General features: G+C 50.2%; 14 protein-coding genes. 6 read left to right on the top strand and 8 right to left on the bottom strand.

Annotated elements, in window-relative coordinates; genetic code table 11:
- Nucleotides 1-557 precede the first annotated feature (557 nt).
- From B0I18_RS13335 to B0I18_RS13305, 7 genes are all read right to left on the bottom strand, one after another.
- The gene (locus tag B0I18_RS13335; protein ID WP_106523209.1) at nt 558-1,253 is read right to left on the bottom strand and encodes a Sir2 family NAD-dependent protein deacetylase; all 696 of its coding nucleotides are present in this window, start codon (nt 1,251-1,253) and stop codon (nt 558-560) included.
- A gap of 4 nt (nt 1,254-1,257) precedes the next feature.
- Nucleotides 1,258-1,953 carry a hypothetical protein gene (locus tag B0I18_RS13330; RefSeq protein WP_106523208.1) on the bottom strand — a complete coding sequence of 232 codons (696 nt, stop codon included), beginning with the start codon at nt 1,951-1,953 and terminating at the stop codon, nt 1,258-1,260.
- Nucleotides 1,954-2,014: 61 nt separating this feature from the next.
- On the bottom strand, nt 2,015-3,154 hold the full coding sequence (locus tag B0I18_RS13325) for a beta-ketoacyl-[acyl-carrier-protein] synthase family protein (protein WP_106523207.1): 1,140 nt from the start codon (nt 3,152-3,154) through the stop codon (nt 2,015-2,017).
- Nucleotides 3,155-3,245: 91 nt separating this feature from the next.
- Entirely contained in the window at nt 3,246-3,857 is a 612-nt protein-coding gene (locus tag B0I18_RS13320; protein ID WP_106523206.1) for a hypothetical protein, read from the bottom strand.
- Nucleotides 3,858-3,890: 33 nt separating this feature from the next.
- The gene (locus tag B0I18_RS13315) at nt 3,891-4,289 is read right to left on the bottom strand and encodes a hotdog family protein (RefSeq protein WP_106523205.1); all 399 of its coding nucleotides are present in this window, start codon (nt 4,287-4,289) and stop codon (nt 3,891-3,893) included.
- Nucleotides 4,290-4,300: 11 nt separating this feature from the next.
- Nucleotides 4,301-5,206 (bottom strand): lysophospholipid acyltransferase family protein, encoded by a 906-nt coding sequence (locus tag B0I18_RS13310; RefSeq protein ID WP_106523204.1) that lies wholly within the window; start codon nt 5,204-5,206, stop codon nt 4,301-4,303.
- Between the two features lie 3 nt (nt 5,207-5,209).
- Nucleotides 5,210-5,566 (bottom strand): acyl carrier protein, encoded by a 357-nt coding sequence (locus B0I18_RS13305; RefSeq protein WP_245882094.1) that lies wholly within the window; start codon nt 5,564-5,566, stop codon nt 5,210-5,212.
- Between the two features lie 215 nt (nt 5,567-5,781).
- Between B0I18_RS13305 and atpB the strand changes: the two genes are divergently transcribed.
- The 5 genes from atpB to atpA all read left to right on the top strand — a co-directional run bounded on the left by atpB (nt 5,782) and on the right by atpA (nt 10,082).
- Nucleotides 5,782-6,903, top strand: coding sequence for a F0F1 ATP synthase subunit A (gene atpB, locus B0I18_RS13300; protein ID WP_106523319.1), 1,122 nt, complete (start codon nt 5,782-5,784; stop codon nt 6,901-6,903).
- Nucleotides 6,904-6,960: 57 nt separating this feature from the next.
- Entirely contained in the window at nt 6,961-7,206 is a 246-nt protein-coding gene (gene atpE, locus B0I18_RS13295) for an ATP synthase F0 subunit C (protein ID WP_106523203.1), read from the top strand.
- Nucleotides 7,207-7,233: 27 nt separating this feature from the next.
- Nucleotides 7,234-7,806 carry a F0F1 ATP synthase subunit B gene (atpF, locus tag B0I18_RS13290; protein WP_245882093.1) on the top strand — a complete coding sequence of 191 codons (573 nt, stop codon included), beginning with the start codon at nt 7,234-7,236 and terminating at the stop codon, nt 7,804-7,806.
- A gap of 76 nt (nt 7,807-7,882) precedes the next feature.
- The gene (atpH, locus tag B0I18_RS13285; RefSeq protein ID WP_106523201.1) at nt 7,883-8,446 is read left to right on the top strand and encodes an ATP synthase F1 subunit delta; all 564 of its coding nucleotides are present in this window, start codon (nt 7,883-7,885) and stop codon (nt 8,444-8,446) included.
- A 58-nt stretch (nt 8,447-8,504) separates the two neighbouring features.
- Nucleotides 8,505-10,082 (top strand): F0F1 ATP synthase subunit alpha, encoded by a 1,578-nt coding sequence (gene atpA, locus B0I18_RS13280; RefSeq protein ID WP_106523200.1) that lies wholly within the window; start codon nt 8,505-8,507, stop codon nt 10,080-10,082.
- A gap of 104 nt (nt 10,083-10,186) precedes the next feature.
- On the opposite strand, the gene B0I18_RS13275 is transcribed toward atpA, so the two are convergent.
- The gene (locus B0I18_RS13275; RefSeq protein ID WP_106523199.1) at nt 10,187-12,124 is read right to left on the bottom strand and encodes a T9SS type A sorting domain-containing protein; all 1,938 of its coding nucleotides are present in this window, start codon (nt 12,122-12,124) and stop codon (nt 10,187-10,189) included.
- A 258-nt stretch (nt 12,125-12,382) separates the two neighbouring features.
- Between B0I18_RS13275 and B0I18_RS13265 the strand changes: the two genes are divergently transcribed.
- Nucleotides 12,383-12,574 carry a cold-shock protein gene (locus tag B0I18_RS13265; RefSeq protein ID WP_106523197.1) on the top strand — a complete coding sequence of 64 codons (192 nt, stop codon included), beginning with the start codon at nt 12,383-12,385 and terminating at the stop codon, nt 12,572-12,574.
- Nucleotides 12,575-12,900: the final 326 nt, after the last annotated feature.

The following is a 12,900-nucleotide window of genomic DNA, read 5'->3' as shown; positions in this document are numbered from 1 at the left end:
CTTAGCTGGCTTTACCAGCGTGCAAAGCATCAAGCACCACGGGGAATGTTGTCATCCTGAGCATCGCGAAGGATCTCACCGGTAAGCTGGCTTTATTAACGTGTAAAGCATGAACACCAAGAGGTCCGTTGTCATCCTGAGCATCGCGAAGGATCTCATCCCTTAGCTGGCTTTACCAGCGTGTAAAGCATGAACACCAAGAGGTCCGTTGTCATCCTGAGCATCGCGAAGGATCTCACCGGTAAGCTGGCTTTATTAACGTGTAAAGCATGAACACCAAGAGGTCCGTTGTCATCCTGAGCACAGCGAAGGATCTCACCAGTAAGCTGGCTTTATTAACGTGTAAAGCATGAACACCAAGAGGTCCGTTGTCATCCTGAGCACAGCGAAGGATCTCATCAATTAGCTGGCTTTACCAGCGTGTAAAGCATCAACTACCAAGAGGACGATTGTCATCCTGAGCGCAGCGAAGGAACTCAGCAGTTAGCTGGCTTTCCCAGCGTGTAAAGCATCAACTACCCCGAGGAAGCCTGTCATCCTGAGCCTAGCGAAGGATCTCATCCCCTAGCCTGCTTTAACAACACATCCAGCAATTCCACAATACCTTCCGTGGCCGGCTTTTCGATCGGGATAATATGATCGTACGACACCTCCGGCACCACTTTATCGATCACGTACTTGGGCGTATCCCGCGGCAGGAACTGCAATAGTCCGGCAGCCGGATATACCAACAGCGACGAACCGATCAGCACAAAAATATCGGCCGATTGCATAACGGGTATCGCATGCTCGATCATGGGTACTTCCTCCTGGAACCAAACGATATTGGGCCTCAGCTGACCACCGTCCGGCGCCAGGTCACCCTTATTGATATCGGTCCTGATCTCGTAGATGATACTTTTGTCGTCAACACTGCGCATCGTCAGTATTTCGCCATGCAAATGCATCACCTGCGTACTGCCGGCCCGTTCGTGCAGGTCGTCTATGTTCTGGGTAATGATGTGCACATCGTATTGCTCTTCCAACTGCGCCAGGCCCAGGTGAGCCGCATTGGGCATAGCCGCGAGTATATCGCGCCGGCGTTCGTTGTAAAAACGCAATACCAGTTCCATATCTTTTTGCCAGGCCCCGGGCGTGGCCACATCCTGTACCCGGTAATTTTCCCAGAGGCCATCACTGTCCCGGAAAGTACGTAACCCGCTTTCGGCGCTGATACCGGCGCCGGTAAGCACTACAATTTTTTTCTTGTCCATAGTTTTATTTTGAAAACAGGATAACGCCTGCTATCCGGATCATAAAGAGTAAGATCGCCAGCACAAAGATGACCAGGCCATGCGTCCGGGCTGTCTTATCAAACACCGGGATACGGCTGCCATCAGGTACAGTCTTTTTACTGAAAGCCAGGGCAAAGCCCGTAGCCAATGCAAAGAGTCCCGGCAGGTAGATCATCATCAGGTTGTCGCGCCCTATGCCCGAACCCAGCAAAGCGGATAGATACCCAAAAATAATCCATACCCAGCTTGCACGTTGCGGTTTCTTCAATTCAGCCAAACGTTCGCCGGCCATCTGCGCTACCCGTTGCTCGGGTATCGCCATGCCCCGCTGTTGCAACAGGGCTTCGGCCAGCTTATAGTTGTAAATACCCCATTCGTCGGGACTTGCAAGTACCTCCAGCAATTCACGATCATTAAAGTCGAGCAGCATATACCCTTTATCCACTTCATCCAGGTCTACCGTCACGGCTTCCATCAGGATGGCGCGGGCAGTGCCAAACTGCTCGCCGGGCACCTTAAGCAGGAAAGGGTTACTGAATTGCTGACCGATAAAATTGGCGTCGAGCGGGCCATGCAGCTCTTCCACTTCTACCGGTATCGACCTGTTTTCCAGCAGGGCTGCATTGCGCATGGCCTGGTCCCGGGTAGGGAAAGTCTGGAATACTAAAAGCGGGGGCATGATCGTAATTTTGAATAAATGTAGCTATTCCCCGTTGCACAGCCAAAAAACGCCCGGATACTTAACCTGCCCTTCTCCATACCAGGGCAGCATTACAGCCACCAAAGCCCGATGCCGTTTTGAGCAGCACCGAGTAGTCCGCCGCCCTTGTCTGGGTGTTTACCTGCAAGGCCTGCGATACACCGTTAGATGCGTAACCAAGCGATGCCAGCTGTATGCCTTGCTGCATCGCGACACATGCCACCACCGATTCTATAATACCGGCAGCACCCAGGGTATGACCGATATAACTTTTCAGGCTATGCACTGCTGCATGGGCTACCCCGGCATGATGCAGGGCTTTGGCTTCCATCTCATCGTTATACAAAGTAGCGGTACCGTGTGCCGATATGGCGCCGACAGCCTGCGGTGTTATACCGGCTTCGCCCAGGGCCGCGGTAATAGCTGCGGCCAGCTCCTCGCCCGTACGCGATGGGCCGGAGAGATGGTTGGCATCGTTGCTGATGCCGCCGCCCGCAAGTACCGCCAGTGGCGCCGTTCCGGCAAGTGCCGGGTCTACCGACAGCACCATGGCCGCGGCAGCTTCGCCCAGGTTAATACCGGCACGGTCTTTATCGAAAGGACGGCAAGGGCCGGGCGCCAGGGCATGAAAGGACTGGAAACCCTTGAACACAAAACCGGAAAAACGGTCGCAGCCTATTACAAGGGCATGTTTATAACGGCCGGTCTCCAGCATTCTTTTGGCTGCGATAAGTGCTACGGAACCGGAAATACAGGCATTGGAAATAACAAGTGGCTTATGGGCAAGCTGCAGGGTTTCCGCTATGAGGCTGGCCGAGCGGTGCAGGCTGATGCGGTCGTCGCTTTGCTGCCCCAACCATTCTATATTGCCTTTAGTGGTCGACAGGATAAGGATGCAATCTTTATCCTGTGCATTGATACCGGTTGGGGTCAGCGCCTCCCCGGCCACGTACAGGCACATCTGCTCGAAAGGACTAAGCCCTTTATGTGGATACCGTGCAGCAATCATCTGCAATTGGGCGGGCGATAGCCTGGCCGCTGCAAAGGGCTCGTCCTGCACGGCCGCATCCTGGTAGTGTTGTATGGCCGTATGTTGCGCCAGCGCTTCTTTTACATTCCCCATCGTATCGCTACCCAAGGGGCTCAGCACCGCATGGCCTATCGCATAAACAGTTTGCACAGATCAGATTTTTATTGGTTTGGAACTGCAATTTATAAATAAACCCCGTAAGCAGGGCTTATGGGGTTTGAAAACCGGGAGGAAAGCAGGACTATCCCTTTTTCCATTTCTTCATATTGCCCGGCAGGGCTTTCAATACTTTATTGATCGATCCGGCCCAATAGTTACGGAATCCAAAGCCGCCGCTGGCGCCGGTTACCGGCTTGGCAAGCAGTACTTCTTTCGTATCCATTTTAATAAAGACTACCCACATGGCGGCTTCCTTCGCCATCTTATCCATACCTTCTACGATAAATACCAGGCCCAGGCCGCTCTTCCCTTTCAGGTTATATTTCTTCACCATTTGTTTTACCCTGGCTTCGTCGAGATGGGTAAAGGCTTTGGCATCGTCGGTAATGAATTTGCCTTTGGCGCTGCTGTTTACGGCTTTTACGGCATCGATATCGTAGTTTACTTCATCGTGCCCCGAAGCTTTGGCAATATCGTATTTCTCCTTTTCGTATACCACCAGGTCGTTCCAGCCCGGGAAGTATTTGTCCTGTAACTCTTGTTCCGTAACGGTTTCGTCCCGCTTAACCAGTTTCAGCTCGGAAAAGTCGAGGCCCAGCCAGGTTACGGGTTGTTTGTAATCGAAAGGGTCCTGTGCCTGCACGGCGTTAAAAGCCAGCATCAATACAGCACATAACAGGGTAAAACGTTTCATGGTTGTTGTATTATGGGGTTAAATAAATAAGCATTAAGCTTCCTGCAAAAATATTTTAAATTCTGCTTCGGCAACAGGGGCGCCGCCGCAGGTAATAACGGCCTGTACGATATGTGCATTCATCACCTGGTGCAATACCGAGATGCGGGTATTCAGGGTATCGCCGATAACAGGCAGGCGATGCAGCTGCCAGTTCTTGATGGCCCCGATAAAGCCGACCCGTACGGGCTCCTGGTTATCTTCCGCTTTTTTACCCATACCTGCTGCGGCTGTCTGCGCCATATTCTCCATCAGGCCGGGTTCTGTAAAATGCCCGTTGTCGACAAACAAATGTCCTTCGCGCACCGTAAAAGCGGTCAGGGTTTCCGTATCGCCGGTACGCAGCAATTCGTCGATCATTACAAAGGGAGGGCCCTGGGGTATATATTTCATAAGGTCCGGTTTTAGACAGATGGGACGGCCGTGGTTTCGGGTTCGGCCCAGAAGTCGAAGTAATTAAACCACTGTTCGGGATACTGCTTTATTTTATCCTCGAGCAAGCCTACATAGTCTTCCAGCATAGCGGCCGCGCCCGTAGTGCCCCTGCCTTCGTATACCTTGGGCGGGAACCCGTAAAAATGGTAACTGTATTTGGATTGTTTTACCGCAAACACAAAACACACCGGGGCGCGCAGCTTACTGGCCAGTACAAAGGGGCCCAGCGGGAAATGTGCTTTGGCGCCCAGGAAATCGTGGGTAATGGTCCGGTTGCCGGCCACATAACGGTCGGCATGGATGCAGATCAGTTCGTTGCGGCGCAGGGCAGCCGACATTTCGTAGATATGCGACAGGTCCTCGCGGATAAAAATAATATTGAAGGTCTTGGGACCGGTCACCTTATTGAGGTATTGCCGGATCTGTTCGGCCTCTCCGTCATACATAACGATATTGATCACAGAATTGAGCCGCTGCAACAGGTGCCCGGCCAGTTCGTAATTGCCCAGGTGCGCGCTTACGAGGATACCTCCCTGGCCGCCTTCGGCCAGTTCGTTGAGGTAATGGCCGCCCGTACGGTCTACCTTAAACCGGTGTTTCAGCCCGCTCATCACCACGATACGGTCGATGATGGTTTGCCCGAAGGTGAGGATATTTTTACGGATCAGCCTGCGGGCGGTACGGGCATCGAGCTGCAGGCGGTTGCGGTAGAGGTCGCGCAGCGGGCCGGTAGCCGCGGGCACAAACCAGATGTAGTAAAGTACTACAAAGCGCAACAGCAGGTAGGCAGGTGTAATACCTCCCCAGCGTAACAAAAAAATAAAGATGGAATAGCCGAGGCGGTTACCTTTGGATTGTCCGTCCCAATTGGACATTTATCAGGCTGTTATATTAGAATGAAGACGGTGATCGACATAGTCGTAAAAATCCTTGATGGTTACCATCGTTTGAAAATCCTCCGGTTTTACTTTAAAGCCAAAATTACTTTCAATGGCTACGATCAGGTCAATATAATCCAGACTGTCCAAGTCCAGGGTTTCCTTCAGGGTGGCTTCCGGAGTAATGGCTGACGGCTCTACTTCAAAATCTTCCGTCAAAAAATCGTTTATACGATCTACTATTTCCTGGTAATTCATGTCGCGTACTGCTTCAGGTTCGATTGGGGTGCGGTTGGGCCAACGCGGCCCTACCCTGCACAAAATAAAACAGGCAAAGATAGTTATTATTTTTTCCAAAATGCAAGTTTTATGTTACCAGCTCATAAAATCGCCCTAAAAATATAGTTGCATGCGGACCGATTTCCCTGCCACACACTTTCACATATAAAGATCCTCGCATGCAATTTTTATCAAAAATTACTCAAAAAAAATCTTGAAAATTCGCTTCATTTTTGTGCCCGAAACTTTGTTTTGAATTTAAAACGCGTACCTTTGCGCAAAATTTCAGTGTCGTGTTAATTAAATGTAAACAGGTTTTTGCTGCTTTATTCTTTGTTTTAGCGGGTTTCAGCGCCTCTGCCTCCGAAGGGCATGAGCACGAATCCGGGGAGAAAAAAGGCTTTAATGCTTCGGAAGTAATTTTTGGCCACATCGGCGACAATCATGATTGGCATTTGTTCGATCTGAACGGGCATCCCGTTTCGATCCCGCTGCCCGTGATTATCTACCATCCCGAAAAAGGATTGTCCGTATTTTCCTCCAAAAACTTCGAGCATGGTCACGCCAGCTACGAAGGTTACCGCCTCAACGAAAAGAACAAAGTAGTATCTGAAGACGGCGCGGCCATCAAAGATCTTTCCATTACCAAGAACGTAGCTTCCATGCTCATTTCAGTAGTGCTTTTGCTGCTGATCATGATCAGTGTAGCCAACAAATACAAGAAAAACGGTGTGATGAAAGCACCGTCAGGCTTCCAGAACGCACTCGAGCCGGTAATCATGTTTGTACGCGACGAAGTAGCCAAGCCCAACCTGGGTCATAAATACATGCGCTACATGCCGCTGCTGCTGACCGTATTCTTCTTTATCTGGATCAACAACCTGCTGGGCCTGTTGCCAGGCGGCGCCAACTTTACCGGCAATATCGCCGTTACCGGCGCCCTGTCGCTGATCTCCTTCATCGTTATTATTTTCAGCGGTAACAAACATTTCTGGGGTCACCTGTTCAATCCTCCCGGCGTTCCCCTGGGTATTAAATTCCTGCTGGTTCCGATCGAGATCATTTCCCTGTTTATCAAACCCATCGCCCTGATGATCCGTCTTTTTGCGAACATCCTGGCTGGTCACATCATTATCCTGAGCGTAGTATCCATGATCTTTATCTTCGGCGCATTAAGTAAATTTGCAGGCTGGGGTTTTGTACCGGTATCCCTTGCGTTCTCGGTATTCATGTTCTTCCTCGAATTGCTGGTAGCTGCGATCCAGGCGTTCATCTTTACCAACCTTACCGCGGTATTTATCGGTCAGGCCGTAGAAGAGGCACACCACCACGATCACGAACACGAAAAGTACCATGCTCATAACCCTGAAACGGGCCAGGAGTACAATGTTTCTGACAATACTATAGTTGCATAATTGATTAGTTTTTAGGTTTTTTAATTTCGTTTTTTCATTTTTTAAATCATATATACAATGTCTTTATTGAACACTGTAATGTTAGCAGCTGAAAGCGCAGGATTAGGCGCTATCGGTGCAGGTATCGCCGCTCTGGCAGCTGGTGTAGGTATTGGTCAAATCGGTAAAGGTGCCGTAGAATCTATTGCCCGTCAACCAGAAGCTGCAGGTGATATCCGTTCCAACATGATCCTGACTGCAGCCTTCGTAGAGGGTGTTGCGCTGTTCGGCGTTATCGCTGGTCTGCTGGCTGTTGTACTGTAATTTATTACTGTACGCAAAAAAACTTAATTGCGCCCAACGCAAAGGGCCGAGGGCGCAATTAATACCTACAAAAATCAATTATTAAAACTTCATAATTACTTTTCCATGGATTTGCTCATACCTGATTTTGGTCTATTCTTCTGGACGCTGCTTGCGTTCCTTCTTGTTCTTTTCATTTTGAAAAAATTTGCCTGGAAGCCTATTGTAAATATGTTACAGGAGCGCGAAACCGGTATCGCTAACAGCATTGCTGCTGCCGAAAAAGTGAAAGAAGAAATGAAACAAATGCAGGCCCAGAACGAAACCCTGCTGATCCAGGCACGCGAAGAGCGTACTGCTATGCTGAAAGAAGCAAAAGAGACAAAAGACAAAATGATTAATGAAGCCAAAGATCAGGCTAAAGTTGAGGCTAACAGGATCATGGACGATACCCGCGCCCAGATCGAACGCCAGAAAAACGCTGCCCTGACCGAGGTGAAAAATGAAATCGGCAAACTGGCTGTAGAAGTTGCAGAAAAAATCCTGCGCAAACAACTGGCAAGCCAGGAAGCCCAGACCGACTACGTGAAAATGCTGGCTGACGAAATCAAACTGAACTAAGCCTGTTGCTGCCCTACCCGGCAGTACTACAAAGAGTACCGGTTACCGAATTAAGAAATAATATCAAATCAAAATAATGCAGAACCCTCGTCTCGCTTCAAGATATGCCAAATCGCTGATTGACCTCGCTAAAGAGCAAAATTCGCTGGATGCGGTGTTGAAGGACATAGAATTAATCAAAGGAGTTTGCCAGAGTAATCCTGATTTTGTGCTGATGCTGAAAAGCCCGGTAGTTAAAGGGGATAAAAAAACCGCACTGATCAAAATCCTGTTCGAAGGCAAGATCAGCGCTGTTACCCTTGGCTTTATCGAGCTGATGATCAAAAAAGGACGCGAGTTCTTCCTCCCTGAAATTGTACAGGCTTATGTAGACCAGGACAACGAAATTAGGAATGTGAAGACCGTACACCTGACCACAGCTACAGCCATCGATACCGAGCTGACCAACCTGATTGAAAGCAAAGTGGCCGCATCGATTAAAGACGGCGGTACCGTTGCCCTCAAAACCAGCGTCGACGCCAGCCTGATCGGCGGATTCATTCTTGAGATCGGAGACAGATTCTTCGATGCAAGCGTTCGCCGTGACCTGAATGACATTAAAAAACAATTTACCAAGAACCTGTACATCGCAGACATCTAAGCTGCAACAGGATACAGACAATAAAATAACAGTTCAAACTTCTTAATATTCCTAAACAATGGTTGAGATTAAACCTGATGAAATATCGGCGATATTACGCCAGCAGCTAAGCAACTTTAACGGTTCTGCCGATCTTGAAGAGGTAGGTACGGTACTGCAAGTGGGTGATGGTATTGCCCGTGTATACGGCCTGGGCGGTGTGCGCCAGGGTGAGTTGGTTGAGTTTGAAGACGGAACCAAAGCAATCGCCCTTAACCTGGAAGAAGATAACGTGGGTGTGGTATTGATGGGTGAAGGCGCTGGTATTAAAGAAGGTGCTAAAGTACGCCGTACCGGTAACATCGCTTCCATTAAAGTAGGTGAAGGCCTGATCGGTCGGGTGGTAAACACACTGGGCGAGCCTATCGACGGTAAAGGTCCGATCGCAGGCGAACTGTACGAAATGCCGATCGAACGTAAAGCTCCGGGCGTACTGTTCCGTGAGCCGGTAAAAGAGCCGCTGCAGACGGGTATCAAATCTATCGATGCCATGATCCCCATCGGCCGTGGCCAGCGTGAGCTGGTAATCGGTGACCGTGGTACCGGTAAAACCGCTATCTGTCTCGATACCATCATCAATCAGAAAGAATTTTATGCTGCGGGCAAACCCGTATATTGTATCTATGTAGCAATCGGTCAGAAAGCATCTACCGTAGCCAACGTAATGAAAGTACTGGAAGAAAATGGTGCGATGGCTTATACCACCATCGTCTGCGCATCGGCCGCTGACCCGGCCCCGCTGCAGTTCTATGCTCCGTTTGCCGGCGCTGCGATCGGCGAGTTCTTCCGCGATACCGGACGTCCTGCACTGGTAGTATACGATGATCTGTCCAAACAGGCCGTAGCTTACCGTGAGGTGTCCCTGCTGCTCCGTCGTCCTCCGGGTCGTGAGGCTTATCCTGGTGACGTATTCTACCTGCATAGCCGTCTGCTCGAGCGTGCTGCGAAAGTGATCAACAACGACGAGATCGTTAAGAACATGAACGATCTGCCGGAAAGCATCCGCCACATGGTTAAAGGCGGTGGTTCCCTGACGGCACTGCCGATCATCGAAACACAGGCTGGTGACGTATCTGCTTATATCCCTACCAACGTAATCTCCATTACCGACGGACAGATCTTCCTGGAAGGTAACCTGTTCAACGCCGGTATCCGTCCTGCGATCAACGTAGGTATCTCGGTAAGCCGTGTAGGTGGTAGCGCTCAGATCAAATCCATGAAAAAAGTATCCGGTACCCTGAAACTGGATCAGGCCCTCTTCCGCGAGATGGAAGCCTTCTCCAAATTCGGTGGTGACCTTGATGCCGCTACTAAAAACGTAATCGATAAAGGCGCCCGTAACGTGGAAATCCTGAAGCAGGCCCAGTTCAACCCTTACCCCGTAGAAAAACAAGTTGCGATTATCTACTTAGGTACCAACAACCTGCTGCGTGAAGTACCGGTTAAAAACATCCGTGCTTTTGAAGATGCGTTCATGCTGGAAATGGAATCTAAAATGCCGGAACTGCTGGTTGAATTCAAAAAAGGCAACCTGCCTGAAGACGGCCTGAACAAAATGGTAAGCCTGGCTCAGGGCCTTATCCCCCAGTTCAAATAATCGTATCCGACACGATAAATTATATAGACAAAGCCCCGCAAATCTTGCGGGGCTTTGCTTTTGCAGCCTGTTTGTTGCAGGACAGCGATACTACCTGAACCATACTATCCCTGCACACTGATCTTCAGGGTCTGCGACTGCCCGGTATCCGTACTGATCTGCAACAGGTACAAACCCGGCGCCAGGCCGCCCAGTTCGAGCGTATGTGTAGCCCTGCCCGCCCCTGCTTTTCCAAAGTCTACGGTCATAAGCAACCGGCCGGTCATATCGGTTACCCGGCCATGGAGCTGTGTAGCCTGCCGGAGTTGCAGGTCGATATACAGCAACTTTCCGGCCGGGTTGGGATATACCAGTATCTCCGGCGCCTGGCCGGCGCCGCCTTTGATACCGGTGGTGCAGCCGGTAATGTACTCCAGTTGCTCGTCCTTCCCTGCCCTGATGCCCGCAATGGTCTGCGGCACTACCTCATCGATGCGGAGCCCGTTACGCTGGCATTGGTACCAGTCGTGGTAGTAATATCCTATAGCCGTAAAATAAAGGGTATGGTTGCCGCCCGGCAGGCTAAACATATTGACATTGCCATCGGCCCCGGCCGTTTGCGTACCCACCACCCTGACGCCGGGCGCCCGCCGCATATACTGTACCATGCATTCAGAGGCACTTTGCGTCTCTTCATTAACAATAAAAAAGATCTTACCGTTGTAAGCCTGGGGATTCGTGAAGTTATAGTTGCCGGCATCGCTTTTTACGCGGTACAAACCCGGCGAAAAACGATCGGGCTCAAAGATATTGGCAGAATGCACCGGCCCGGTCATAAACCGCCTGTACAACTCCAGGAAGGAGAAATTGGGATAGGTCCTGCTGTCGAAAACGATACCGGGCCGGTCTTTCAGCGCATCGTACATACTATCGATATTATCTTCGTTAAGCATACCGATATGCGCATAGCCATACCCGTTGCACAATACGCGCCAGGCTTGCTGCGGCAGGTTCTGCCGCCAGCTGGTCCAGGTATCCAGGTCCATGTTGCGCGTCAGGCTCTTGTTGTAGGCCTGTCCTGCCGCATTGCGCAATTCCAGGTTGACAAGGGTATTGTTCATCCCTTTGAACAGTATACGGCTTACATTACGGTACAGCCCATCGTCGTTGGAATAAGCCATAAGCCGTTTGCCTGCCCCCACGAAGCTATCCACCGGGCTGCCGTTAATATGGGTCAGCACATCGCCGGGCTGTATGCCCCAGGTACTGTCTTTAATCATCATGACCACGTACTTGTTTTCCACCCGTTTTACCGCTATACCCGGGTTATAGGTGCCCCAGTAGCGGTTCAGAAGGTTGGAAAACGAACCGTGCGAGTCGTCCATACGCGCCTGCATACCCGCCAGCGCAAACAGGAACCGTTCTTCGTCCAGGGCATCCTTTACGGGCGTTATGGCATCGAATAAGGCCTTATCCCAACTGTAGTCGGCCAGGCTGCGGTAAGGCGCCAGGTAGTTGACCAGGTTCCAGTAATGAATAGCCGTGGTAAGCCGGAAGGCCGGGTCATTGTAGTTGGCGGGCAACTTTACCGTGTCTTTGGCTATGCCCACGAGGATATTGAAATCGTCGTGCAGACAACCGAGGGCCAGGTTACGCCCTGCCCTGCTTTTAAAGGTATCGAGAAAGGCCCTTACCTGCGGCGAGAATACGGTATCGCTAACCCAGCCCAGGTCCAGGTTGAGGTTGGTGTCGGCTACCGGCGCTACCGTTGCCTGGGCGGCCGGTATCTGCCCGGCATATTCCAGCATCGCCAGCATATGGTCGTTAAAGGCGGCATTGGTCGTCGCACTTTCGACCAGGGGTACCTGGGCATACAGCAGACTATCCCAGTTAAGGGTACATACGCCGGGATGGTAGTAGCGTACATAACCCCAGGTTTTGGCAAGCCGCCAAAGCCGGCCTTCGGTATTATCGGGTACCGGCTGTGCCCTCGTTCCGGTACCGGCGAGCAGGCACAGGCATAGCAGTACCAGCGACCGGTAAAAAGTCGTTCTTCTTTTCATAAGATATGGATTAAATAAAGGTTATATTAAAAAGACGCATCTGAAGGCTACCTGTACCATAACCGGCGCCAACAGGCGCTGCATAACCAGGAAAACGAGGTTTGGGCGCTATAAACGCTGCCTGCAGGTTTACGGCACATCCCAAAAATATACTGCTGATCGTGCTATAAGCTTTTTTAATATAAATACCGATCAAATGATATTATTGATCATATTTTTTCCTTACCTTTGCACTTTATTAATTTTTATTTTTTTAAAATGCAAGAAGGTACAGTAAAATTCTTCAATGTTACCAAAGGATTTGGTTTCATTACACCTAACGATGGTAGCCAGGATGTTTTCGTTCACATTTCTGATCTCGCTGGTGAGATCCGTGAGCACGATAAAGTTTCCTATGAAGTACGCAATGGTAAAAAAGGTCTGAATGCAGTGAACGTAGTCGTTCTCTAATTTCTATTCATATTTTTTTTATTGGGAAAAGCATGCCGTCCGGCATGCTTTTTTCGATTTACGGCAACCAACGCTACTCACAGTGTCCCGCTACGGGCAATACTTCACAAAAAAGGATCAAGCGAAAAAGTTGGGGGACTCCGGTATACTTACCTGATTTGAGTAAAGCATTTCAACGCGGCTGTTGACCAGATGTTACGACCAATATGCACCCGTTCGCTGCGTCGCCGTATCGCTGCGAGAAAAACTCGTATTCCACTGCTGCAAATAGTTTAGCTGCCAGGCCAGGTAAATTCGTAGCGAGGCACTACAAATAGCTAAGGAAA

It is taken from the genome of Taibaiella chishuiensis (genome assembly GCF_003014535.1).
Lineage (GTDB): Bacteria > Bacteroidota > Bacteroidia > Chitinophagales > Chitinophagaceae > Taibaiella > Taibaiella chishuiensis.
Note: the sequence above shows the minus strand (reverse complement) of the source record. Positions and strands in the feature narration are given on the sequence as shown.